Genomic DNA, 22,401 nt, shown 5'->3' with positions numbered 1-22,401 from the left:
CCGAGGCGGCGTGCGCGACCCAGTGGAAACTCAGGAACAGGCAGCCCGTGAGCACCGTGGTGCGCAGGCGGGGCAGGCGTCGGGGGAAATTCATCCGGCTTCTCCTCGTTGATGTCTTGCGGGGGGGGGAATCCCGGCCTCCAGGGGCCGGGTCGGGGCAGTTTAGGGGCCGTTGCTCAATTTATGATCAGGGAATTTGCCGCTGGCGGCGAAATGACTGTTTCATGAAATTTGACAATCTGGCCGATCTCAAGGTGCTGGTGGCGGCGGCCGAAACCGGCGGCTTCACCCCGGCGGGCCGCCGCTGCGGCCTGAGCACGGCCGCGGTCAGCGCCGCCATCAAACGACTCGAGACCAGCCTGGGGGTGCGCCTGTTCGAGCGCAGCACGCGCAGCGTGCAAGCCACCCAGGAGGGGCGGGTGATGATCGATCACGCACGCCGCGCCCTGGAGCTGGTGGCCGAAGGTCAGGCCCTGGTGCGGGGCGGGTCTGCGGCCCTCACGGGCAGCCTGCGCCTCACCACCTCATCGGCGCTGGCCCGCGGCCTGTTGCTGGACTGGCTGCCCGGCTTTGCCGCGCAACACCCCGGGCTGGAGATCGACCTGCGCGTCACCGACACCCATGTCGACCTGGTGCGCGAGGCGATCGATGTGGCGGTGCGCTATGGGCCCTTGCCCGATTCTGGGCTGGCGGCCCGCTTGCTGGCCCCCTCGCACCGCATCGCCTGCGCCAGCCCGGCCTACCTGCGGCGCCGGGGTTGGCCGCAGCAGCCGCAGGACCTGGCACAGCACGAATGCCTGACCTATGAAGTGCGCGGGCGTCTGTTGTGCGACTGGGCGTTCAGCCCCGTCGATGGGGCAGGGCAGGCCGTGACCGTGCCGGTGCGCGGCGCGCTGCGCTGCAACGATGCCTCGGTGGCATTGGACTGGGCTTTGCAAGGGCAGGGGGTGGTCTACCAGTCGGCCCTGCAACTGGCGGGGGCCTTGGCGGATGGGCGATTGCAGCGCGTGCTGCCCCACTGGCTGGGGGCGGCGGCGCCGCTGTACGCGGTGCTGCCCAGCAACCGCTTTGTGCCGCCACGCGTGACGGCCCTGGTGGAGGCCCTGGCCGAGCTGTTTGCGCGCTCGGCGGCGGGCGAGCTCGGGGAGCGGGTCGCGGGGTAAAAAAGGCTTGGCTGGTCGGGTGGGCCGCATGACGGCTCCCGATGGCTGGCCAAAACGACCTTGGAGACACGGCTGTGGCCGTGCAAGGGTCGCCCCACGATGAAACTTTATTTGGTCAGGATCAGCTTGCCCAGGCGGGTGGCCTGCAGGCGGTACAGCAGGCCGTTGTGCAGGATCTCGACCGTCTTCTGGCCGGCCAGCAGCTCCTGGCTGGGCACGATCCGGGGCGCCGAGCCGGCCGAGGCCGAGGGGCCACGCGACGGGGCTGCTGCGGTCTGAAACGGAGTGGACAGGGCGGTGAGTTGGGTCATGGCGGCAAGTCGATGAAATGGGGCTGGCTGGGTCTGCGGGCCCGATGGGCGGCCCCGCAGACTGGCTGATGGGTGGATTATGCACTCAAATGAGAATGAATCTCATTAAAAAATTCAATCAACCCTGCCGTCGCCATGGCGGCCGCTCGGCCCGCGCAGCAGGCCCCTCCTTCCGCCCCCTCTTCAGCCCAGCCGGCTGACCTGCACGGCGCAGTCGTAGAAGGTCGGGCCCCGGCCCAGGTCGGTCAGGGCCTGACTGGTGAGTTCGTTCACATTGGTGCCGTTCAGCCCGAACTTGCGCCACCAGATGCCCAGGCCGTTGACCACGCCGGGGCGGGCCCGTTCGCTGACCTCGGCCTTGCAGTGGTAGTTGCCTCGGGCGTTGAACACGCGCACCACGTCGCCGCTGTGGATCTGGCGCGGGCCGGCGTCGTCGGGGTGGATCTCCAGCACCGGCTCGGTCTCGATGTTGCGCAGGCTGGTCACGTTGACGAAGGTCGAGTTCAGGAAGTTGCGCGCCGGCGGCGAGATCATGGCCAGCGGCCAGGGCCCAGCGGGGTCGGGCAGTTCGTGGTTGGGCAGGTGGTCGGGCAGGCCGTCCAGCCCTTGCGCCACCAGAGCGGGGCTGAGGAATTCGCAGCGCCCCGACGGCGTCGGAAACCCGCCTTCGGCAAAGGGGGCGTCGGCCAGCGGCAGGCTGGCAAAGCCCTGGCTCAGCAATTGGTCGTAGTCGATCCGGTCGCCGAAAGCCTGGCGGCACAGGGTTTCGTCCTCTTCGGCAAAGCAAGGGTCGCTGTAGCCCATGCGCTGCGCCAGGCGGCGGAAGATCTCGCTGTTGGGCAGGGCTTCGCCCAGCGGGGCAATGGCCGGGCGGTTCAGCAGCACATCGGTGTGGCCATAGGCCAGGTGGATGTCCCAGTGCTCCAGTTGCGTGGTCGCGGGCAGCAGGTAGTCGGCGTAGTCGGCGGTGTCGGTCTGGAAATGCTCCAGCACCACGGTGAACAGGTCGTCACGCGCAAAGCCGGCCACCACCCGGGCCGAGTCCGGGGCCACGGCCACCGGGTTGCTGTTGTAGACCACCACGGCCTCCAGGGCCGGCCCGAAGGCGGCCGAAGCCGGCTGGTTGAGCGCATCCCCGATGGTGGACATGTTGATCAGCCGCGGCCGGCGTTCGCCCAGCAGATCGGGCCGTTGCAGGGTCTGGCGCTGCACCGGGAACTGCCCCGAGCTCGACAGCAGAATGCCTCCACCGCGTTGCCGCCAGGCCCCCGTGAGGGCGGGCAGGCAGGCGATGGCGCGCACGGCATTGGCGCCGCCGCGCACGCGCTGCACCCCGTAGTTGAGGCGGATGGCCGCGGGCCGGGTGTGGGCGTAGTCGTGCGCCAGGCGCGTGATCTGCTCCACCGGCACGCCGCACACCTCGGCCGCGCGTTCGGGCGGCCACTGCAGGGCGCGCTCGCGCAACTCGGCCCAGCCCAGGGTGTGGTGCTCGATGTAGTCGTGGTCCAGCCAGTCGTGCACGATCAACTGCTGCATCAGGGCCAGCGCCAGCGCCGCATCGGTGCCGGGGCGCAGGGCGATGTGCTCATGGCACTTCTCGGCGGTTTCGCTGCGGCGCGGGTCGATGCACACCAGGCGGGCGCCCTGGCGCTTGGCCTCTTGCGCAATGCGCCAGAAGTGCAGGTTGCTGCCGATCGAGTTGCTGCCCCAGATCACGATGAGCCGGGCCTCGGCAAAGAACTGCACCTTCATGCCCACCTTGCCACCCAGGGTGTGCACCAGCCCGGCCGTGCCCGCCGACGAGCAGATGGTCTGGTCCAGCCGGCTGGCGCCCAGGCGGTGGAAGAAGCGCGCCGCCATGCCGTCGCCCTGCACCAGCCCCATGGTGCCGGCGTAGCTGTAGGGCAGCACGGCCTCGGGCGCGCGTGCCGCGATGGCCGACAGGCGCTGCGCGATGTCGCTCAGCGCCTCGTCCCAGCCCACGCGCACGAACTGGCCCGAGCCCTTGGGCCCCACGCGCTTCATCGGGTGCAGCAGGCGATCCGGGTGGTAGGTGCGCTCGGGGTACTTCGACACCTTGGCGCACAGCACGCCGCCGGTGAGCGGGTGGGCCGGGTTGCCTTGCACGCGGGTGGCCACGCCGTCTTTCACGGTGGTCAGCAGCGAGCAGGTGTCGGGGCAGTCGTGGGGGCAGGCGCCAAGCACCTGGGTGTCGTCGATGGGCTGGTTCATGGGGCGGTCGTGGTCGGATGGGCCCGATGGGCCACTGTGTTTGAACGCATTGTCATACAGCGTGACAAGCGTTAACGTCGAAAGTCCATGCTTGCACCATCGTCGTTTCCTTCTGGTGAACCCCCGCAGCAGCCGACCCGGCGTCGGCTGGTCCAACTGGCCTGTGCGGCGACGCTGGGGAGTCCGGCCTGGGCGCGTGGCCCTGGCAGCAGCCCAGGCAAAAGCCCGGGTGACGGCCCGCTGATATTGGGCCAGTCGGTTCCCTTGACCGGCCCCACCGCCCACCTGGGGCGCAACTACGTGCAAGGGGCCCAACTGGTGTTCGACCAGGTCAACGCAGCAGGTGGCATCGGCTTGCGCACCCTCGAGTTGCGCATCCAGGACGATGGTTATGAGGCAGACCGTTGCGCCGACAACACACGCCGTTTCATTCGCGAGGGTGTTTTTGCCCTGTTCGGCTACGTGGGCACACCCACCAGCCTGGCTGCCATGCCCTTGGCCCTGCAGGCGCGGGTGCCCTTCATAGCCCCCCGAACCGGGGCGCAGGCCGTGCGTGAACCTTTGCACCAGCAGGTTTTCATCCTCCGGGCCTCGTACCGAGAAGAGTTGTCTCTGGTCGTGTCCACGCTGCGCGCCAGAGGGGTGCGCCGGGTGGCCCTGTTGCGCCAGGGTGACTCCTATGGTGACGCCGGGCTGGATGCGTTGACACGGGCCCTGGCGGCCCAGGGCCTGGGCCTGCTGGGGCAGGCCAGCATCGAGCGCAACTCACTTGACGTCAGTGCTGCGGTGCGGGCCCTGGCACCGCTGCGGCCCGAGGCCATCGTGCTGGTGTGCACCTACCAGGCGGCGGCGGCCTTCATCAGGGCTGCCCGCAAGGCCGGGTTTGCCGGCTTGTTCGCGGCGGTGTCCTTTGTGGGCACACAGGACATGATCGACACCCTGGGGCGCGAAGGGGCTGGCGTGATGATCTCTCAGGTCATGCCTTCACCCTACGTCGACGGCCATCCGCTGGCCATCCAGTTCCGGGCGGCGGCCCGCAAGGCGGGGGGGCGTGTGGCGCTCACCTATTCCGCCATCGAAGGCTATCTGGCCGCCTCGGTGCTGGTGGCCGGGCTGCAGGCGGCCCAGCGCATGGGGCGCCTGAGCCGCGAGGGCCTGGTCGAGGGGCTGGAGTCGCTCGGGCGGCGTGAGATCGCAGGCTTTCCGATTGAATTGGGGCCGGCGCGCCATGTGGCCTCCGACTTCGTCGAGCTCTCCACCCTGGTGGGCGACGGCACGATCCGCACCTGAGCTCAGGCGATTTCGCGCACCCCGCCCAGGCCCTGCAGAAATTGCTCGCAGCGCCCCAGTTGCTCCAGGCTCACGTACTCATCGGGCTGGTGCGCCTGCTCGATGCTGCCCGGCCCGCACACCACCGTGGGGATGCCGGCCTGCTTGAACAGCCCCGCTTCGGTGCCGAAGGCCACCAGGGTGGTGCCCGATGCGCCGGCCAGGCGCTGCGCCAGCCGGGTCACGGCATCGTCGGCCGAGCCCAGGAAGGCCGGCACCTCGCAGATGGGCTCGAAGCTGAAGCCCGCCTCGGGGCTCACCTTTTGCATGCCGGGCTCCAGGGCACGGGCGGCGGCCACCACCTGCGACTGCAGCGCCAGCGCGTCCACGGTGGGCAGGTTGCGGAACTCGTAGCGGAACTCGGCGTCGCGCGGCACCACGTTGTCGGCAATGCCGCCGTGGAACTGGCCCACGCTGGCGGTGGTGTAGGGCACGTCAAAGCCCGTGTAGCGGGGTTCGTCGCGCTCGAAGCCCTCGGCCATGTCGCGCAGCGTGCCGACCAACCGGGCCGCCATCTCGATGGCGTTGACGGAGCGCGGGGTCAGCGACGAGTGCGCCTCTTTGCCGCGCACGCAGCAGCGGTAGCGGTACACCCCCTTGTGGGCAATGGCCGGCACCATCAGCGTGGGCTCGCCCACGATGCAGGCCAGGGGCTGGATGTGGGCGTCGCGCAGGTCGGCAATCAGCTCCTTCACGCCCAGGCAGCCCACTTCTTCGTCAAAGCTCAGCGCCAGGTGGATGGCGAAGGGGGCCGGGCTGTCCAGAAAGTGCTGGGCCTGGGCCAGTGCGATGCCGATGAAGGCCTTCATGTCGGCCGAGCCCCGTCCGTACAGGCGGCCGTCGCGCACCGTGGCCGACAGTGGCTCCAGGCTCCAGGCCTGGCCGTCCCAGGGCACGGTGTCGGTGTGACCCGACAGGATCACCCCCGCGGGCTTGCCCTCGCCCAGCGTGGCAAACAGGTTGGCCTTGGTCTTGTCGGCGTTCCAGGTCAGGCGGCTGGCCACGCCCAGGCGCTGCAATTCGTCGCGCACGAAGTGGATCAACTCGAGGTTGGAGTTTCGGCTCACCGTGTCCATCCGGACCAGGGTCTGCGCCAGTGCAAGGGCTCGTTCGGAAATCATGGTTGGCATTGTGGATGATGTGCGCGGATGGCGCAGAACTTGCGGCAAAGCCCTGCCCATTGCTAGACTGATCCATTAAGCGCCCACTACATCACCATGCAAATCCTTGACTCCATCGTGGCCCAGGCGGCCGGCATCGCGGCGGTGCGCCGCGACATCCATGCTCACCCCGAGTTGTGTTTTGAAGAACTGCGCACTGCCGACCTGATCGCGGCCAAGCTCACCGAGTGGGGCATTCCGGTGCACCGTGGCCTGGGCAAGACCGGTGTGGTCGGCATCGTCAAGGGCGGAAGCAGCCCGCGTGCCATCGGCCTGCGCGCCGATATGGACGCGCTGCCCATGCAGGAGTTCAACACCTTCGCCCATGCCAGCCGGCATCCCGGCAAGATGCACGCCTGTGGGCACGACGGCCACGTGGCCATGCTGCTGGCGGCGGCCCAGCACCTGGCCCGCCACCGTGATTTCGATGGCACGGTGTACCTGATCTTCCAGCCGGCCGAAGAGGGCGGTGGCGGCGCCCGCGAGATGGTCAACGACGGCCTGTTCGAGCAGTTCCCCATGCAGGCCGTGTTCGGCATGCACAACTGGCCCGGCATGCCTGTGGGCACCATGGCCGTCAGCCCCGGCCCGGTGATGGCCTCGACCAGCGAGTTCAAGATCACCGTGCGTGGCAAGGGCGGCCACGCGGCCCTGCCGCACACCGGCATCGACCCGGTGCTGATCGCCTGCCAGATGGTGCAGGGCTTCCAGACCATCGTCACCCGCAACAAGAAGCCGGTCGACGCCGGCGTCATCTCGGTCACCATGATCCATGCGGGCGAGGCCACCAACGTCATCCCAGACAGCTGCGAGCTGCAGGGCACGGTGCGCACCTTCACCACCGAGGTGCTTGACCTCATCGAGCGCCGCATGTCCGAGATCTCACACGGCGTGGCGGCCGCCTTCGGGGCCGAGTGCAGCTTCGAGTTCGTGCGCAACTACCCGCCCACCATCAACCACCCCGCCGAGGCCGAGTTCGCCCGCAGCGTGATGGTCGATCTGGTGGGGGCCGACAAGGTGCTGCCGCAAGAGCCCACCATGGGCGCGGAAGACTTTGCCTACATGCTGCAGGCCAAGCCGGGCGCCTATTTCTTCATCGCCAACGGTGACGGCGCGCACCGCGAGATGGGCCATGGCGGCGGCCCGTGCATGCTGCACAACCCCAGCTACGACTTCAATGACGACCTGATCCCGCTGGGGGGCTCGCTGTGGGTGCGCCTGGTGCAGAAGTGGTTTGCCCAACAGCCTGAAGGGGTCTGATCATGCTGGCGGTGCCGCAGGCCTTTGCCAGCCGTTACGCCGAGGCGCGTCGGCTGTTTCTGGAGGCAGCGGCCACGGCTGGCCTGCCCATCGAGTCGCACCCCCACCCCTTGCCGGGGCGCGACGGCGAGGCCCTGGCCATGGACGTGGCGCGCGACGGCCCGCCCGATGCCCAGGCCCTGCTGATCGTCAGCAGCGGCTGCCATGGGCTGGAGGGTTTTTGCGGCTCGGGTGTGCAGGTGTTCGCCCTGCATGACGCCGAATGGCGTGAGCGTGCCCAGGCGGCCGGGGTGGCTGTGCTGTATGTGCACGCGCTCAACCCCTACGGGTTTTCGCACCTGCGCCGGGTCACGCACGAGAACGTCGACCTGAACCGCAACTTCCACGATTTCAGCCAGCCCCTGCCGCTCAACGAGGCCTACCGCGAACTGGCCCCGCTGCTGCTGCCCGAGGTGTGGCCGCCCGATGCGGCCAACCAGGCCGCCATCGCCGACTTCCTGGCCCGGCGCGGCGAGGCCGCCTTTCAGGCCGCGGTGGCGCGTGGCCAGCACGAGTTCCCCCAGGGCCTGTTCTTCGGCGGCCAGGCCCCCACCTGGAGCAACCTGACCCTGCGCGCCGTGCTGCGCCAGCATGGCCGTCAGGCCCGCCGCCTGGGCTGGATCGACCTGCACACCGGCCTGGGGCCCAGTGGCCTGGGCGAGCGCATCTTTGCCGGCCGCAATGAACCGGCGGCCGTGGCCCGGGCCCGGGCCTGGTGGGGCGGCGGCGGCGCCACGCCGGTCACCTCGATCTACGACGGCTCCTCCACCTCGCCCTTGCTCACCGGCCTGATGTGGGAGAGTGCCTACCAGGAATGCCCGCAGGCCGAGGTCACCGGCATCGCCCTGGAGTACGGCACCCAGCCGGTGCTGCAGGTGCTGCACGCCCTGCGGGCCGAACACTGGTTGAACGGGCACCCCGAGGCGCCGCCCGCGTTGGCCGAGGCCATCCGCCAGCAGGTGCTGGCGGCCTTCTACACCGACACCGATGCCTGGAAAGGCCAGATCATCAGCCAGGCCCGGCAGGCCCTGTTCCAGGCGGTCGACGGCCTGGCCTGAGCCGAGGGCCGGCCTTTCTCACTCCCACAGTCCAGAAGCACCATGAACCCGATGAACCCTTGTGGCCGCAACATCCACCGCCGGGCCGCCCTGCTGGGCTTGAGCCTGCTGGCAGCCGCCTGGCTGAGCCCAGCGGCGCGGGCCGATACCGTGGCCCCGCCGGCCGCCCAGGCCCCGCTGTGGGCGGCGGCTGGGCAGGAGCAGCCGGCCCTGCTGGAGACCTTGCGCGCCCTGGTCAACATCGAAAGCGGCAGCAGCGACCGCGAAGGCCTGGACCAGATCTCCGAACTCATTGCCGGTCGCCTGCGCGAACTGGGGGGTGAGGTGAACTTCATCGAGGCGGCACCGGCCGACCTGTACCGCATGGAAGACACGCCGCCCCGGCCCGGTCGCATGGTGCACGCGGTGTTCAAGGGCGGCGGGCAGCGCCGCATCCTGCTGATCGCCCACATGGACACCGTCTACCCCCGGGGCATGCTGGCCCAGCAACCCTACCGCGTGGAAGGCAACCGCGCCTATGGCCTGGGCATTGCCGACGACAAGCAGGGCGTGGCCACCGTGCTGCACACCGTGGCCCTGCTCAAGCGCCTGGGGGTCCAGAGCTACGGCCAGTTGACGGTGCTCATCAACGGCGATGAAGAGATCAGCTCGCCCGCCTCGCGCAAGACCCTGGCCCGACTGGGGCGTGAGCACGATCTGGTGCTGTCCTACGAAGCCACCCGCGTCGGGGCCGACAAGCTGTCGCTGGCCACCAGCGGCATCGCCATGGCCTCGCTCAAGGTGGTGGGTCGGGCCTCGCACGCCGGTGGTGCCCCCGAGTCCGGCATCAACGCGCTGTACGAGTTGTCGCACCAGCTGCTGCAATTGCGGGATCTGTCCGTGCCCGAGCGCGGCCTGAAGGTCAACTGGACCGTCGCCAAGGCCGGTGTGGTGCGCAACATGATCCCGCCCGAGGCCAGCGCCCAGGCCGATGTGCGCCTGCTGCGCGTGAGCGACCTGCAGGCCCTGGACAGCCAGTTGCAGTCGCGCATCCAGCGCCACCTGCTGCCCGGCTCGGAGGTCAGCGTGACGCTGGAGAACCGCCGCCCGCCCCTGGAGCCCAGCGATGCCGCGCGCCGCGTGGGGGCTCACGCCCAGCAGATCTACCGCGAGATCGGACACCCGCTGCAGATCGACGACCGCCCGGAAGGCGGCGGCACCGATGCCGCCTTTGCCGCCCTCGAAACCCGCGCCCCGGTGCTCGAACGCCTGGGCCTGCAGGGTTTTGGCGCGCACTCCGACAAGGCCGAGTACGTGCTGCTCGATTCCATCCAGCCCAGGCTGTACCTGGGCCTGCGCCTGATCGGTGACTTTGCCGCCGGCCGCGTGGCGGGCGCAGATTGAACAGTTGGCGACACTGTGGACGCGGATGGCCTGGCCAAGCCAGCGATGCAGGCATGCGCCGCTTAAGATGAATGTCTGCCGGGCCGACCGGTGGGTCTGCTGGCCCGCCTGACCCGCCCCATGACGACAACCCCAACCAGGAAATCCGAGACATGTCCGATCTGAACACCTTGTTCGAAGCCGCCGTGGCCAACTCCAAGAACCTCAGCGAGCGCCCCGACAACCCCACCCTGCTGAAGATCTACGCCCTGTACAAACAGGCCACCCAGGGTGACAACACCGAGAAGAAGCCCGGCTTCACCGACCAGGTGGGCCGCTTCAAGTGGGACGCCTGGGACAAGCTCAAGGGCAAGACCCAGGATGAGGCCAAGCAGCTCTACATCGACCTGATCCAGTCGCTCAGCTGAGCGCTGTCCAGCCCCTCAGGCTGCTTCACAAAGTGGTGACTTTGGGGCCGTGATCCGGTGACATGAGCGTGTACAGAATGCCTCTGTCGTTCTCTGCAGAGGTGCTCATGCCCCATCATTCGTCCGGTTCCCACCCCTTGGGGCGCCGCCATGCCTTCGCCCTGGTGGGCACGCTGGGTGCCCTGGCCCTGAGCTCCTGTGGTGGTGGCAGCAGCTCGACGGCCGCCACGTCCTCGGTGGCCACTCTGGCCGGCCTGAGCCTGTCCGCTGGCAGCCTGTCGCCGGCGTTTGCCAGTGGCACCACCGTCTATGCCGCCAGCGTCGGCAATGCGGTCGGCAGCCTCACTGTCAGCCCCACGGCCACCGACAGCGGCGCCACCATCCAGGTCAATGGCAGCACGGTGGCCAGCGGCAGCGCCTCGGCCGCGATCAGTCTCAGTGTGGGCACCAACACCGTGACGGTGGTGGTCACCGCCAGCGATGGCAGCACCACCAAGACCTACACGGTGGTGGTCACACGGGCGGCCGCCACCTTGTCGTCGGATGCCACGCTCAGCGCACTCACCCTGTCTGCGGGCAGCCTTTCGCCGGCCTTTGCGGCCACCACCACCAGCTACACCGCCACGGTGGCCAACAGCGTGAGCAGCCTCACGGTCAGCGCCACGCTGGCCGGCTCGGGCTCGCTCAAGATCAATGGCAGCACGGTCAGCAGCGGTGCGGCCTCGGGCAGCATCGCGCTGTCGGTGGGCAGCAATACCGTGACCGTGGTGGTGACGGCGGCCGATGGCGTCAGCACCCAGACCTACACCTTGACGGTCACCCGATCGGCTGCCGGCAGTTGCACGCTGACTGCGACCGAGACCGATGGTCCGTACCCGCTCTACGCCATCCTGACCAATTCGGCCATCGTGCGCAGCGACATCCGCGAAAGCAAGACCGGCGTCCCGCTGACGCTCACCCTCACGGTTCTGAGCACCGGCAGCAACTGCGCCGCCATCAGCGGTGCAGGCATCTACATCTGGCATTGCGACAAGGATGGCCTGTACTCAGGCTACAGCACCAGCAACAACGCCGGCCAGAGCGGTCTGACCTACCTGCGCGGCATCCAGGTGACCGACAGCAACGGCCAGGTCACGTTCACCACCATCTACCCTGGCTGGTATGCGGGCCGCATCACCCACATCCATGTCCAGGTGTACCTCAACGACAACCTGGCGGTGTCGGCCACGGCCACCACCCAGCTGGCTTTTCCGCAGACCATCACCACCGCGGTCTACAACAGCGCGCTCTACACCAAGGGGCAGAACACCTCGGTCACCAGCTTTTCGGCCGACAACGTGTTCAGCGATGGCACCAGCACCGAGATGCTGACGCTGAGCGGCGACCTCAGCACGGGCTACAGCGCCAACATGACGATCAGCATCGCCTGAGGCGGTCTGTCATCGCCGGGGGGCCGGCGCCTCACAGCAGCCGGCTCATGAACAGGCTGTGCGGGTCGGGTCGGTAGTCTGCAAAGGGCTCGCAGGGCAGAAAGCCATTGCGCCGGTACAGCGCATGGGCCGCCGCGAACGAAGGGGCGGTGCCGGTCTCCAGGCTCAGGCGCAGCAGGCCGCGTGCGCGAGCCTGCGCGAGGATGTGGTCGAGCACGGCCTGACCCACGCCCTGGCGCAGGAACGCGCCGTGGGTGCGCATGGACTTGAGTTCGCCATGCAGGGGGGCCAGCGTCTTGAGTGCGCCACAGCCGCACAGCCGGTCTCCGCGCCAGGCCGACCACAGCGTGATGCCGGGTTGGCGCAATGCCTCCAGCGGCAGCGCGTGCACGCTCTCGGGCGGGGTGTCGGCCTGCATGCCGGCCAGGTGCTCGCGCAGCAAGGCCTGGATCTCAGGGCCGCTGAGGTCGTCCTCGCGGATCTCGAAACGCATGGAACTGCTCCGGCTGGGGCGGCCCGGGATGGGCCACTGGCCTGGACTTTAAGCCATGCAGGGCAGGGTGCCTGCGCGGCTCATTCGAGCGTGATGTGGGCGGTCTGGATGATCCGCCCCCAGCGCTCCAGCTCTGAGCGCGTGAAGTCCGCCAGTTGCTTCGGGCTCATCTGTTCGACATCCGTGCCCGACTCCTCGGCCTTCTTGCGGGCATCGCCGCTGGCCAGGATGCGGTTCACTTCGCTGTTGAGGGTCTGCACCACCTCCGCCGGCGTGCCGGCCGGGGCGTAGAGCGCAAACCACGAATCCAGCTCATAGCCGGGCAGACCAGCCTCGGTGGTGGTCGGCACCTCGGGCAGGGAGCTCAGGCGTTTCTTGCTGGTCACGCCCACGCCCTTCAGGCGGCCGCCCTGGATCTGGCTCACCACGCCCGCGGGGGTGGTGATGAAGATGTCCACCTGGCCCGCCATCAGGTCCTGCACCGCCGGGCCCGAGCCCCGGTAGGGGATGTGGGTGATGAAGGTGCCGGTCAGCTGCTTGAACAACTCGCCGGCGATGTGCTGGATCGAGCCATTGCCCGACGAGGCAAAGTTCAGCTTGCCCGGGTTGGCCTTGGCATAGGCGATCAGCTCCTTGAGGTTGTTCACCGGCAGCTTGGGGTTGATGGCGATCACCTGCGGGGCGCGCGTCATCATGGCCACGGGTGTGAAGTCCTTGATCGGGTCCCAGCCCGCCTGCTTGAACAGGTGCGGGTTGCCCACGTGGTAGCCGCTGTACGACACCAGCAGGGTGTAGCCGTCGGGCCGGGCCCGCGCCACGATCTGGTTGCCGATGTTGCCCGAGGCCCCGGGCTTGTTGTCGACGATCACCGGCTGGCCGAAGGCTCGGCTCAGGGGCTCGGTGATCAGCCGTGCCGTGAAGTCGGTGGTGCCGCCGGGGGCGGTGGGCACCACCAGGGTGATGGGGCGCTGCGGGAAGCGGCTCTGTGCCCAGGCCTCTGTGCCCAGGCCCGAGAGGGCCGACAGTGAAGTGAGTGAGGCGATCTGCCCCAGGACATGGCGTCTTTGCATGGTCTTGTCTCCGTTTTTGTTCTGTGTCGCTGCACTGGCCCCGTCAGGCCAGCTCTGAAATCTCGATCAGGTTCAGATCCGGGTCGCGCACATAGACCGAGCGGATCTTCTGGGTGGCGCCGGTGCGCATCACGGGGCCTTCGACGATGGGCCAGGCGGCGGCCTGCAGGCGTTCGATCACCTGGGCCAGCGGCACGGTGGCAATGAAGCACAGGTCCAGCGCGCCGGGCACCGGCAGGTGGGCCTTGGGCTCGAACTCGCGGCCCCGCACATGCAGGTTGATCTTCTGCTGGCCGAACTTGAAGGCCTTGCGTTCGACCGGCGGCGTGCCGCCGATGAAGCTCTCGAGCTGCATGCCCATCACACGGGTGTAGAAGTCGACGCAGGCGGCCTCGTCGTGGGTGGTCAGCACCAGGTGGTCCAGGTGGTCGATCATGCTCAGGCTCCTTGGTTGGTGTTGAAGTGTTGGCGCAGCTCGGCCACGCTAGGGGGGGCGGGGTGCAGGTCGGAAATGCGGCCGGCCTTGGCCACCTGGCCGGGCACCTCGTGGCCCACGATGGCGGGCATCTGGCGCGCCACGGCCAGCAGGCGCGGCAGGTCGATGCCGGTGTCGTAGCCCATGGCGTCCAGCATGTGGATCGCGTCCTCGCTGCTGATGTTGCCGCTGGCGCCCGGGGCGTAGGGGCAGCCCCCCAGGCCGCCCAGCGAGCCGTCAAACCGGGTGATGCCGCTTTGCACGGCGGCCAGCACATTGGCCAGCCCCATGCCGCGGGTGTTGTGGAAGTGCAGGGTCAGTTGCAGGTGGGCAAAGCGTGCCTGCAGGGCCTCGCACACCGCCTGCACCTGGGCCGGGTGGGCCATGCCGGTGGTGTCGCAGATCGTCAGACCCCGCACGCCCAGGTCGGCAAAGCGGTCGGCAAAGCGCAGCACCTCGGTCAGTGGCACCTCGCCCTCCATGGGGCAGCCGAAGCAGGTCGACAGCGACACATTGATCGGCGTGCGGCCGTCCACCCGCCGCACCACCTCGGCCAGTGCGGCAAAGCTGTGCTCGCGCGGCATGCGCAGGTTGGCCAGGTTGTGCGTCTCGGAGGTGGACATCACCAGGTTCAGCTCGTCCGCCCGCGATTCCAGCGCGCGCTCGGCGCCGCGCAGGTTGGGCACCAGCACGGTGTACTCCACCCCTGGCACGCGGCGGATGCGGCCCATCACCTCCTCGGCGTCGCGCAGCATGGGGATCGCCTTGGGCGAGGTGAACGAGGTCACTTCGATCTTGGCGTAGCCGCACTCGCTCAGCGCGTCCACCAGGGCCACCTTGGTGTCGGTGGGGATGAACTTGGGCTCGATCTGAAAACCGTCGCGCGTGGAGACTTCGTTGAAGTGGATGCGGGTCATGGGGCGTGTCATGTGGGTTCTCCGGCGACGATGCCCCGCTCTTTCAGGGCCTGGATCTGCTCGGCGCTCAGGCCGATGTCGCGCAGCACGGCGTCGGTGTCCTGTCCGATGCCCAGCGGCGCATTGCGGCGGTGCCCGCCCGGGGTGCGCGACAGCTTGGGGATGATGCCGGGCACGGCCAGGGTGCTGCCATCGTCCAGCCGCACCTGCTCGATCATGCCGCGTGCCTGGTAATGCGGGTCGGCGGCGATGTCGGCCACGGTGTAGATGCGGCCTGCCGGCACCGAGGCCCGGTCGAGCGCGGCCAGCACCTCGTCCACCGTCAGCTTCTCTGTCCAGGCACCGATGGCGGCATCGATCTCGGCCACCCGGGCCACGCGCCCGGCGTTGTCGCCCAGGGCCGGGTCCTGGCCCAGGTCGTCACGCCCCATCTCGTGCATCAGGCGCTTGAAGATGCTGTCGCCATTGCCCGCGATCAGGGCGTAACCCCCGTCGGCACAGCGGTAGGCGTTGCTGGGCGCGATGCCGGGCAGGGCGCTGCCGGCCGGGCCGCGCACCGCACCAAAGGCGCTGTACTCGGGCAGCAGGCTTTCCATGCAGTTGAACACTGCCTCGTACAGGGCCACGTCAATCACCTGGCCCTGGCCGCTGCGCTGGCGCTCCTGCAAGGCCATCAGGATGCCGATCACGCCATGCAACGAGGCCAGCGTGTCGCCGATCGACACCCCCACCCGCACCGGCACGCGGCCGGGCTCGGCGGTGAGGTGGCGCAGCCCGCTCATGGCCTCGGCCACCACGCCGAAGCCGGGCTTGTCGCGGTAGGGGCCGGTCTGGCCGTAGCCGCTGATGCGCAGCATCACCAGGCGCGGGTTCAAGGCCAGCAGCTCGTCAGGGCCCAGGCCCCAGCCTTCCATGGCGCCGGGGCGGAAGTTCTCGATCAGCACATCGGCCTCGGCGGCCAGCTGGCGCACGATGGCCTGGGCCTCGGCGGCCTTCAGGTCCAGGGCCAGCGAGCGCTTGTTGCGCGACTGCACCTGCCACCAGACCGAGGTGCCGTCCTTGAGCAGGCGCCATTTGCGCAGCGGGTCGCCACTGCCCAGGGGTTCGATCTTCACCACGTCGGCGCCGAAGTCGGCCAGGGTCTTGGCGGCAAAGGGGCCGGCAATCAGCTGGCCCAGCTCCAGCACCTTGAGGCCGGCGAGCGGGCCGGTGGCCGGGAGGAATTCAGAGGGGCTTGTCATGGCGCGCAGTGTGCCGCCGCCCGGGCGGCCCTGTCCATTTCTGTTGCTGCAAGCCCTGTTCGCGTTTTGCGAAGTCAGGGTATGTCTGGCGCCCCTGGGGCGCGCCGTCGGCCCAGGCGCCGGTCGGCCTTGGGGCGGTCGGGGTCCTGCGCCTGGTTCAGCGCCAGGGCCTGTTGCTGCAGGCGGGCCAGCGCCTGGTCCAGGGCGTCGACCTCGGGCGTGCTGAGCACCTGCAGCAACTGCGCGTTGAGCTGGTGCACCTGGGGCAGCAACTCGGTCACCAGGGCCTCGCCCGCCGGTGTGAGCCACAGCAGGGCGCGGCGGCGGTCGCCCGGGCGGGGCTCGCGCCGCACCAGCTGCTTGGCCAGCAACTGCCCCAGCGCCTTGGAGGTGCGGGCCCGGTCCAGCTGCACCCGGTCGGCCAGTTCGGACGGCCCCAGGCCCTGTTGCTGCCACAGCAGCGACAACACCGCCCACTCGCGCCGGGTGATGCCGTAGCGCCCCTCGCACAGGCGCACCACGGCCGCGCCGCCCACCGCCAGCAGGCGGCTCAGGCGAAACAGCAGCATGTCGTCGATGGCCTGGGGTTGGCGCAGGCGGGTGGGGGCGGGGGTGGGGGGAGTGGCAGGCATCAGCAGCGATTATTTCGGTTGCCGAAGCGAAAATCAGAAAACATACCGAGAACCTCACAAAATCAAAGACTTGTCGAGTGTTTCAGGGCGGGCCCCAAGGCGGGTTGGCCCGGCTGGCGCTGCAGTCTCAGGGTTTTCCGGGGCATGGATTGATTTCAACAACTGATGGGCGCCCTCCTACAGTACAGGCACCCCGCTCCGCGGCCCCGTGACCCCTGACGCCGAGTCTGCCCATGCCGAATTCTCAAGCCACCCCGCCCCACCTGGCGCTCAGCCGCCGACATCTGCTGGGGATGCTCCCGGCCTTGCCTTTTGCGGCGAGGGCTCAGGGCAGCGACTTCGCGTCTCGCCCCACCCGGGTGTTGGTCGGCATTCCGGCCGGCGGCACCCAGGACGTGCTGACACGGGCGCTGGCCCAGGCGGTGCGAGGCACCCTGGGCCCCTGGGTGCTGGAGAACAAGGCCGGGGCGGCCGGGCGCATTGCGGTCGAGACCGTGAAGAACGCCGAGCCCGATGGCCACACCCTGTTGCTGGGCACCGCAGGCCTCATGACCATGTTTCCCCATGCCTACCCCAAGCTGGCCTACGACCCCTTCAAGGATTTCGCGCCGCTGGTGAATGCCGCCAGCTTCGATCTGGCCATGGTGGTTCACCAATCCGTGCCGGCGAACACCGTGGCGGAGTTTGTGGCCTGGGCCAAGACCCAGGGCTCGCAGGGTGAGCAGCTGAGCTTTGCCTCATACGGGTCGGGCACACCCTCGCACTTCCTGGGCGAGATGCTGAACCGGGCGGCCGGTCTGCGCATGCTGCACGTGCCCTACAAAGGCTCGACGCCGGCCCGGCAAGACGTCATGGGGGGCACGGTGCCGGTCTATTTCGACACGGTGGGCGGTGCGCTGTCGATGCTGCCCTCTGGGCGTGTCAAGCTGCTGGCCACCAGCGGCAGTCGCCGCTCACCGGCCTTGCCCAGCGCACCGACCTTTGTCGAACTGGGCTACCCCGATGTGATTGCCTCGGCCTGGTTTGCCTATTACGCGCCGGCACGCACCCCTCAACCCGTGCTCGAGCTGCTGCGCCGAGAGCTGCTGAAGGCCGTCAACAGCCGCGAAGTGCGCCAGCAACTGCTGCCCAACGGCATGTACCCGGTGGGCGAAGGCCCCGAGGCCTTGCTGCAGACCATGCGCGACGACAGCGCCCGCTGGGGCCGTATCATGAAGTCGGTTGGCTTCGTGGCGGCCGATTGAGCGCCACCTGATCCACCCCAACCGAATGACCCCCTCCATGTCTGCTTCGTCCCAACGCCCCAACATCATCTTCATCGTCGCCGACGACCTCGGCTATGCCGACCTGGGCTGCTACGGCGGCCGCGAGCCCGTCTCGCCCGTGCTCGACGGCCTGGCCGCGCAGGGCCTGCGCTTCACCCAGGGCTACTCGAACTCGCCGGTGTGCTCGCCCACGCGCTTTGCCATGATCACGGCGCGCTACCAGTACCGGTTGCGCGGGGCGGCCGAAGAGCCCATCAACAGCAAGAGCCGCGGCAGCACCACCCTGGGCTTGCCCACCGAGCACCCCACGCTGCCCTCGCTGCTCAAGGCCAGCGGCTACAACACCGCGCTGATCGGCAAGTGGCACCTGGGCTACCCGCCGGTGTTCGGCCCGCTGCGCTCGGGCTATGACGAGTTCTTCGGGCCCATGTCGGGTGGCGTCGACTACTTCACCCACTGCGATTCGCGCGGCACGCACGACCTGTGGTTTGGCGAGGAGGAACACCAGCAGGAGGGCTACCTCACCGACCTGCTGTCCGACCGGGCGGTGGACTGGGTGAACCGCATGGCCCCGGCGGCCCAGGCCGGCCAGCCCTTCTTCCTGAGCCTGCACTACACGGCGCCGCACTGGCCTTGGGAGACGCGCGACGACGAGGCCCTGGCGCAAGAGGTCAAGGACAACCTGTTCCACCTGCATGGCGGCAACATCCACACCTACCGCCGCATGATCCACCACATGGACGAAGGCATCGGCCGCGTGATGGCCGCGCTGCGCGCGCAGGGGCTGGCGGACAACACCCTGGTGGTCTTCACCAGCGACAACGGCGGCGAGCGCTTCTCCGACAACTGGCCCTTGGTGGGCGGCAAGATGGACCTCACCGAGGGCGGCATCCGCGTGCCCTGGATCGCCCACTGGCCCGCCGCCATCGCCCCGGGCCGCGTCAGCGAGCAGCATTGCCTGACCATGGACTGGTCGGCCACGATGCTGGCCGCGGCCGGCGTGGCGGCCCACCCGAGTTACCCGCTCGATGGCGTCTCCCTGCTGCCCGTGCTGCAGGGCGACGGGGGCGAGTTCGAGCGCCCCATGTTCTGGCGCATGAACCACCGCGGCCAACGCGCCGCCCGCCTGGGCGACTGGAAATACCTGCGGGTGGATGGGCACGACTACCTGTTCAACATCCCGGCCGACGAGCGCGAACGCGCCAACCACGCCAGCCGCCAGCCCGAGCGCCTGGCCGAGCTGCGCGCCGCCTGGGAGGCCTGGGAGGCCACCATGCCCCCCATCCCCGAAGACGCCACCGTCAGCCTGGGTTACGGCGCCAAGGACATGCCCCAGCGCTGAGCGGCTGACCCGCGTTTCAGGCTGGGGTTTTCTCTGCAGTGAGGGCCGCCAGCACGCGCTCCAGCCCCGTCAGCGCCTGTTCCACGGCCGCGCCGCCGGTCTGGGCCCGCACGATGGCCCCGTCCGCCGCCAGCCCGGCCGCCTCGGCCAGGGCGCGGGCCTCGGGCTGGCCCGGCAGCAGGGCTTCGATGGCGCCCACCATGTCCTGCTTGTGGGCCGCTGAAATCGCCAGAGCATCGCCCAGGCCCCCACCCAGTTCCGCCACCGCATTGATGAAGGCGCAACCCCGGAAACCCGGCTCACGCAGCCACTCGCTCAGCGCGCCGGCCAGCGGCTGCAGGGGCTGGCGCTGGCGTTCGCCGGTGCTCTGGGCGGCCTGGTGCCGGGCCAGGGCGGCCTGGAACCAGGCCATCCAGCGTTCGTGGCGGTAGGCCAGAAAGGCGCGGATCAGCTCGTCCTTGGCCGGAAAGTGCCGGTAGAACGTGACCTTGGTGACCCCGGCCGCCGCAATCACCCGGTCCACGCCGGTGGCGCGCAGACCCTCTCGATAGAACAGCTCATGAGCCGCCAGCAGAATCCGCTCGCGGGCCGGCAGGCTGGGGTCGAGCACAAAGGGGGTGAAAAAAAGGGCGTCGGTCATGGAGGTGATTGTAGACAGATCTGTCTACATGGCTTAGAGTGCGCGTAGACAGATCTGTCTACATGCAGGATTTCCTGCCTGACCTTTCCACCGACGGAGCCCTTTCATGGAAACCAAGCCCCCACTGCCCCCCTTCACGGCCGAGACCGCGGCCCAGAAAGTCCGCCTGGCCGAAGACGCCTGGAACTCCCGCGACCCGGCCCGTGTGGCCCAGGTCTACACCGAAGACACGGTGTGGCGCAACCGCGCCGAGTTCCCGGTGGGGCGCGAGCAGGCCCGCCAGTTCCTGGAGCGCAAATGGGCCCGCGAACTGGACTACCGCCTGATCAAGGAGCTGTGGGCCTTCACCGGCGAGCGCCTGGCCGTGCGTTTTGCCTACGAGTGGCGCGACGATTCGGGCCAGTGGTATCGCAGCTATGGCAATGAAAACTGGGAGTTCAACCCCCAGGGCCTGATGCAGCGGCGCTTTGCCAGCATCAACGACCTGCCGATCCGGGCGGATCAACGCCTGTTCCACTGGCCGCTGGGCCGCCGGCCTGACGATCACCCCGGCCTGAGCGAACTGGGGCTCTGAGCCGGAACGCCGGCGGGTGACCATGCACCAGATTGGCACAGGCGTTGCTTGATGCCGTGGCATGGTCGCCCGCTTCAACATCCCCCCCGGTACCGATGCCTTGTGGCAGCAGCGCCTGAGCCTGCTGCTGGATTCGACCGACGAAGGCATGTTCGGCATCGATCTGCAGGGCGACTGCGTCTTCATCAACCGCCCCGGGGCCAGCCTGATCGGCTACGAGCCGGCCGAGCTGCTGGGGCGCAACATGCACGCGCTGACCCACCACAGCCACCCCGGCGGCCGCCCTTACCTCGACAGCGACTGCCCCATCTTCAATGCCTTTCGCCAGGGCCTGCCCTGCCGCATCGACTCCGAGGTGTTCTGGCGCCGCGACGGCAGCAGCTTCCCGGTGGAGTACTCCAGCCAGCCCATCCTCGACGGGACCGAGGTGCGTGGCGCCGTCATCACCTTTGTCGACATCACCGAGCGGCGCCGGGCCGCCGAGGCGCTGCAGCGCGCCCACGACGCCCTGCAGCGCAGCAACGATGTGCTGGAGCAGCGCGTGCAAGAGCGCACCCTGGCGCTGAGCGAGGCCCTGGGCCGCCTGCGTGAACTCTCGGCCTACTCCGAACGCGTGCGGGAGGACGAGCGCACCCGCATCGCCCGCGAGGTGCACGACGAACTCGGCAGCCTGCTGGTGGCCCTGAAGATGGACGTCAACTGGCTGCACAAGCGCCTGGGCGAACAGGCCGCCCGCGAGCCCGAGGCGGCGCAGGACATGCGCGGCCAGATGCGCTGCAAGTGCCAGAACATGAGCCGCCTGATCGAGAACGCGGTCGACAACGTGGGCCGCATCATCACCGACCTGCGCCCCAGCATCCTGGACCACCAGGGCCTGTGGGCGGCCCTGGAGTGGCAGGCCCATGAGTTTGCCCAGTCGGCCGAGCTGGCGCTGGAGTGGTGCATGAGCGTGCCCGAAACGCTGAGCCTGCCCGAGCCGGCCGCGATGGCGGTGTTCCGCATCTTCCAGGAGATGCTGAGCAACGTGGGCCGCCACGCCCGGGCCAGCGCCATCGACGTGCTGATCGAGCTGCGCGACGCCCAGCTGCACCTGCGCGTGCAGGACAACGGCGTGGGCGCCAGCCCGCAGGCCCTGGAGGCGCCCACCGCCTATGGCGTCATGGGCATGCGCGAGCGGGCGCGCCACCTGGGCGGCGTGTTGTCGATCCAGAGCGCGCCAGGCGAGGGCTCGTGTTTCCACCTGCAGATTCCTCTGGAGACCCCATGAACCCGGCTGCGACCGTTCCCGCCCCGATCCGCGTGCTGCTGGCCGATGACCACCTGATCGTGCGCCAGGGCCTCAAGCAGGTGCTGGGTGACCCGGCCAATGGTCAGCCCGAGATCACCGTGCTGGCCGAGGCCGCCAGCGGGCCCGAGGCCCTGGCCCAGGTCGAGTCGCTGCAGGGCCCGGCCGGGCTGGACCTGGTGCTGCTGGACATCGCCATGCCCGGGCTGGACGGGCTGGAGGTGCTGCAGCAATTGCGCCGCCTGTGGCCCGCCTTGCCGGTGCTGATGCTCAGCACCTACCCCGAGAAGCAGTACGCCGTGCGCTGCATCAAGCTGGGCGCGGCCGGCTACCTCAACAAGAGTGCCGACCCCGACGACATGGTGGCGGCCGTGCGCAAGGTGGCCGCCGGCGGGCGCTACCTCAGCGAGGCCACGGCCGAGGCCCTGGCCGGCGCCTTGTCGCGCACCACCTTGGCGCCCAGCACGCCGGCGGCGGTGATGGCGGCCATCGACGCCCTGTCGCACCGCGAACACCAGGTGTTCCGCCTGCTCACCAGCGGCCATTCGGTGAGCGAAATTGGTGCACAGCTCAAGCTCGCGCCCAACACCGTGAGCACTTACCGGGCGCGCATCCTCGAAAAGACCGGGGCACGCAACGATGTCGAGCTGGCCTTGCTGGCGCGCAGCGCCTCGGGCAGCTGAAAACAGGGCCGG

General features: G+C 69.0%; 22 protein-coding genes. 12 read left to right on the top strand and 10 right to left on the bottom strand.

What is annotated here, in order from left to right; genetic code table 11:
• Positions 1 to 224: 224 nt before the first annotated feature.
• Complete coding sequence (locus F624_RS0121035; protein WP_019576330.1) at positions 225 to 1,163, top strand: LysR family transcriptional regulator; 939 nt, start codon at positions 225 to 227, stop codon at positions 1,161 to 1,163.
• A gap of 107 nt (positions 1,164 to 1,270) precedes the next feature.
• On the opposite strand, the gene hemP is transcribed toward F624_RS0121035, so the two are convergent.
• Positions 1,271 to 1,474 carry a hemin uptake protein HemP gene (hemP, locus tag F624_RS0121030; RefSeq protein ID WP_019576329.1) on the bottom strand — a complete coding sequence of 68 codons (204 nt, stop codon included), beginning with the start codon at positions 1,472 to 1,474 and terminating at the stop codon, positions 1,271 to 1,273.
• 183 nt (positions 1,475 to 1,657) lie between these two features.
• Complete coding sequence (locus F624_RS0121025) at positions 1,658 to 3,706, bottom strand: molybdopterin-containing oxidoreductase family protein (protein WP_019576328.1); 2,049 nt, start codon at positions 3,704 to 3,706, stop codon at positions 1,658 to 1,660.
• 87 nt (positions 3,707 to 3,793) lie between these two features.
• Here F624_RS0121025 and F624_RS0121020 point away from each other — a divergent pair, with 87 nt between their 5' ends.
• Positions 3,794 to 4,996, top strand: a complete 1,203-nt coding sequence (locus tag F624_RS0121020; RefSeq protein ID WP_084679580.1) for an ABC transporter substrate-binding protein — start codon at positions 3,794 to 3,796, stop codon at positions 4,994 to 4,996.
• Between the two features lie 2 nt (positions 4,997 to 4,998).
• On the opposite strand, the gene argE is transcribed toward F624_RS0121020, so the two are convergent.
• Entirely contained in the window at positions 4,999 to 6,156 is a 1,158-nt protein-coding gene (gene argE / locus F624_RS0121015) for an acetylornithine deacetylase (RefSeq protein ID WP_031255753.1), read from the bottom strand.
• A 96-nt stretch (positions 6,157 to 6,252) separates the two neighbouring features.
• Between argE and F624_RS0121010 the strand changes: the two genes are divergently transcribed.
• The 5 genes from F624_RS0121010 (at position 6,253) to F624_RS0120990 (ending at position 11,772) form a co-directional block, all read left to right on the top strand.
• A complete protein-coding gene (locus tag F624_RS0121010) occupies positions 6,253 to 7,455 on the top strand; it encodes a M20 aminoacylase family protein (RefSeq protein WP_019576325.1) in 1,203 nt (400 codons plus the stop codon).
• A 2-nt stretch (positions 7,456 to 7,457) separates the two neighbouring features.
• On the top strand, positions 7,458 to 8,552 hold the full coding sequence (locus F624_RS0121005; protein WP_019576324.1) for a M14 family metallopeptidase: 1,095 nt from the start codon (positions 7,458 to 7,460) through the stop codon (positions 8,550 to 8,552).
• Positions 8,553 to 8,594: 42 nt separating this feature from the next.
• The gene (locus F624_RS0121000; RefSeq protein ID WP_019576323.1) at positions 8,595 to 9,935 is read left to right on the top strand and encodes a glutamate carboxypeptidase; all 1,341 of its coding nucleotides are present in this window, start codon (positions 8,595 to 8,597) and stop codon (positions 9,933 to 9,935) included.
• A 152-nt stretch (positions 9,936 to 10,087) separates the two neighbouring features.
• Entirely contained in the window at positions 10,088 to 10,342 is a 255-nt protein-coding gene (locus F624_RS0120995) for an acyl-CoA-binding protein (protein WP_019576322.1), read from the top strand.
• Positions 10,343 to 10,449: 107 nt separating this feature from the next.
• Positions 10,450 to 11,772, top strand: a complete 1,323-nt coding sequence (locus F624_RS0120990; RefSeq protein WP_169426666.1) for a cadherin-like beta sandwich domain-containing protein — start codon at positions 10,450 to 10,452, stop codon at positions 11,770 to 11,772.
• 31 nt (positions 11,773 to 11,803) lie between these two features.
• On the opposite strand, the gene F624_RS0120985 is transcribed toward F624_RS0120990, so the two are convergent.
• The 6 genes from F624_RS0120985 to F624_RS0120960 form a co-directional block, all read right to left on the bottom strand.
• Positions 11,804 to 12,265 (bottom strand): GNAT family N-acetyltransferase, encoded by a 462-nt coding sequence (locus F624_RS0120985; RefSeq protein WP_019576320.1) that lies wholly within the window; start codon positions 12,263 to 12,265, stop codon positions 11,804 to 11,806.
• An 80-nt stretch (positions 12,266 to 12,345) separates the two neighbouring features.
• The gene (locus F624_RS0120980; RefSeq protein WP_019576319.1) at positions 12,346 to 13,335 is read right to left on the bottom strand and encodes a Bug family tripartite tricarboxylate transporter substrate binding protein; all 990 of its coding nucleotides are present in this window, start codon (positions 13,333 to 13,335) and stop codon (positions 12,346 to 12,348) included.
• Between the two features lie 43 nt (positions 13,336 to 13,378).
• On the bottom strand, positions 13,379 to 13,771 hold the full coding sequence (locus F624_RS0120975; protein WP_019576318.1) for a VOC family protein: 393 nt from the start codon (positions 13,769 to 13,771) through the stop codon (positions 13,379 to 13,381).
• A gap of 2 nt (positions 13,772 to 13,773) precedes the next feature.
• Positions 13,774 to 14,727, bottom strand: coding sequence for a hydroxymethylglutaryl-CoA lyase (locus tag F624_RS0120970; RefSeq protein ID WP_019576317.1), 954 nt, complete (start codon positions 14,725 to 14,727; stop codon positions 13,774 to 13,776).
• An 8-nt stretch (positions 14,728 to 14,735) separates the two neighbouring features.
• Positions 14,736 to 15,968, bottom strand: a complete 1,233-nt coding sequence (locus tag F624_RS0120965; RefSeq protein ID WP_019576316.1) for a CaiB/BaiF CoA transferase family protein — start codon at positions 15,966 to 15,968, stop codon at positions 14,736 to 14,738.
• Between the two features lie 74 nt (positions 15,969 to 16,042).
• Positions 16,043 to 16,600 carry a MarR family winged helix-turn-helix transcriptional regulator gene (locus F624_RS0120960; RefSeq protein WP_019576315.1) on the bottom strand — a complete coding sequence of 186 codons (558 nt, stop codon included), beginning with the start codon at positions 16,598 to 16,600 and terminating at the stop codon, positions 16,043 to 16,045.
• A gap of 233 nt (positions 16,601 to 16,833) precedes the next feature.
• On the opposite strand from F624_RS0120960, the gene F624_RS0120955 reads away from it, so the two are divergent.
• The gene (locus F624_RS0120955; protein WP_043329586.1) at positions 16,834 to 17,844 is read left to right on the top strand and encodes a Bug family tripartite tricarboxylate transporter substrate binding protein; all 1,011 of its coding nucleotides are present in this window, start codon (positions 16,834 to 16,836) and stop codon (positions 17,842 to 17,844) included.
• Between the two features lie 37 nt (positions 17,845 to 17,881).
• The gene (locus tag F624_RS0120950) at positions 17,882 to 19,207 is read left to right on the top strand and encodes a sulfatase family protein (RefSeq protein WP_245573693.1); all 1,326 of its coding nucleotides are present in this window, start codon (positions 17,882 to 17,884) and stop codon (positions 19,205 to 19,207) included.
• Positions 19,208 to 19,223: 16 nt separating this feature from the next.
• Here F624_RS0120950 and F624_RS0120945 read toward each other — a convergent pair whose 3' ends face one another.
• A complete protein-coding gene (locus tag F624_RS0120945) occupies positions 19,224 to 19,847 on the bottom strand; it encodes a TetR/AcrR family transcriptional regulator (RefSeq protein ID WP_019576312.1) in 624 nt (207 codons plus the stop codon).
• Between the two features lie 106 nt (positions 19,848 to 19,953).
• Here F624_RS0120945 and F624_RS0120940 point away from each other — a divergent pair, with 106 nt between their 5' ends.
• From F624_RS0120940 to F624_RS0120930, 3 genes are all read left to right on the top strand, one after another.
• Positions 19,954 to 20,421: a nuclear transport factor 2 family protein gene (locus F624_RS0120940; protein WP_019576311.1), complete on the top strand. Its 468-nt coding sequence runs from the start codon at positions 19,954 to 19,956 to the stop codon at positions 20,419 to 20,421.
• 61 nt (positions 20,422 to 20,482) lie between these two features.
• Positions 20,483 to 21,688: a sensor histidine kinase gene (locus F624_RS0120935; protein ID WP_019576310.1), complete on the top strand. Its 1,206-nt coding sequence runs from the start codon at positions 20,483 to 20,485 to the stop codon at positions 21,686 to 21,688.
• Positions 21,685 to 22,389 carry a response regulator gene (locus F624_RS0120930; RefSeq protein ID WP_019576309.1) on the top strand — a complete coding sequence of 235 codons (705 nt, stop codon included), beginning with the start codon at positions 21,685 to 21,687 and terminating at the stop codon, positions 22,387 to 22,389. The genes F624_RS0120935 and F624_RS0120930 overlap by 4 nt, the downstream gene beginning before the upstream one ends.
• The last annotated feature ends 12 nt before the right edge of the window (positions 22,390 to 22,401 follow it).

Source organism: Curvibacter lanceolatus ATCC 14669 (assembly GCF_000381265.1).
Lineage (GTDB): Bacteria > Pseudomonadota > Gammaproteobacteria > Burkholderiales > Burkholderiaceae_C > Curvibacter > Curvibacter lanceolatus.
The sequence above is the reverse complement of the archived record's forward strand: the minus strand, read 5'-3'. Positions and strand labels throughout refer to the sequence as shown.

Coding starts and splice junctions, on each gene's coding strand:
- F624_RS0120985 (WP_019576320.1), bottom strand. CDS start 12,265: ATGCGTTTCGAGATCCGCGAGGACGACCTCAGCGGCCCTGAGATCCAG.
- F624_RS0121005 (WP_019576324.1), top strand. CDS start 7,458: ATGCTGGCGGTGCCGCAGGCCTTTGCCAGCCGTTACGCCGAGGCGCGT.
- F624_RS0120995 (WP_019576322.1), top strand. CDS start 10,088: ATGTCCGATCTGAACACCTTGTTCGAAGCCGCCGTGGCCAACTCCAAG.
- F624_RS0120940 (WP_019576311.1), top strand. CDS start 19,954: ATGGAAACCAAGCCCCCACTGCCCCCCTTCACGGCCGAGACCGCGGCC.
- F624_RS0121035 (WP_019576330.1), top strand. CDS start 225: ATGAAATTTGACAATCTGGCCGATCTCAAGGTGCTGGTGGCGGCGGCC.
- F624_RS0120950 (WP_245573693.1), top strand. CDS start 17,882: ATGTCTGCTTCGTCCCAACGCCCCAACATCATCTTCATCGTCGCCGAC.
- F624_RS0120990 (WP_169426666.1), top strand. CDS start 10,450: ATGCCCCATCATTCGTCCGGTTCCCACCCCTTGGGGCGCCGCCATGCC.
- F624_RS0120945 (WP_019576312.1), bottom strand. CDS start 19,847: ATGACCGACGCCCTTTTTTTCACCCCCTTTGTGCTCGACCCCAGCCTG.
- F624_RS0120960 (WP_019576315.1), bottom strand. CDS start 16,600: ATGCCTGCCACTCCCCCCACCCCCGCCCCCACCCGCCTGCGCCAACCC.
- F624_RS0121025 (WP_019576328.1), bottom strand. CDS start 3,706: ATGAACCAGCCCATCGACGACACCCAGGTGCTTGGCGCCTGCCCCCAC.
- F624_RS0120955 (WP_043329586.1), top strand. CDS start 16,834: ATGCCGAATTCTCAAGCCACCCCGCCCCACCTGGCGCTCAGCCGCCGA.
- F624_RS0121010 (WP_019576325.1), top strand. CDS start 6,253: ATGCAAATCCTTGACTCCATCGTGGCCCAGGCGGCCGGCATCGCGGCG.
- F624_RS0120970 (WP_019576317.1), bottom strand. CDS start 14,727: ATGACCCGCATCCACTTCAACGAAGTCTCCACGCGCGACGGTTTTCAG.
- F624_RS0120930 (WP_019576309.1), top strand. CDS start 21,685: ATGAACCCGGCTGCGACCGTTCCCGCCCCGATCCGCGTGCTGCTGGCC.
- F624_RS0121020 (WP_084679580.1), top strand. CDS start 3,794: ATGCTTGCACCATCGTCGTTTCCTTCTGGTGAACCCCCGCAGCAGCCG.
- F624_RS0120965 (WP_019576316.1), bottom strand. CDS start 15,968: ATGACAAGCCCCTCTGAATTCCTCCCGGCCACCGGCCCGCTCGCCGGC.
- F624_RS0120975 (WP_019576318.1), bottom strand. CDS start 13,771: ATGATCGACCACCTGGACCACCTGGTGCTGACCACCCACGACGAGGCC.
- argE (WP_031255753.1), bottom strand. CDS start 6,156: ATGATTTCCGAACGAGCCCTTGCACTGGCGCAGACCCTGGTCCGGATG.
- F624_RS0120980 (WP_019576319.1), bottom strand. CDS start 13,335: ATGCAAAGACGCCATGTCCTGGGGCAGATCGCCTCACTCACTTCACTG.
- F624_RS0121000 (WP_019576323.1), top strand. CDS start 8,595: ATGAACCCGATGAACCCTTGTGGCCGCAACATCCACCGCCGGGCCGCC.
- F624_RS0120935 (WP_019576310.1), top strand. CDS start 20,483: ATGGTCGCCCGCTTCAACATCCCCCCCGGTACCGATGCCTTGTGGCAG.
- hemP (WP_019576329.1), bottom strand. CDS start 1,474: ATGACCCAACTCACCGCCCTGTCCACTCCGTTTCAGACCGCAGCAGCC.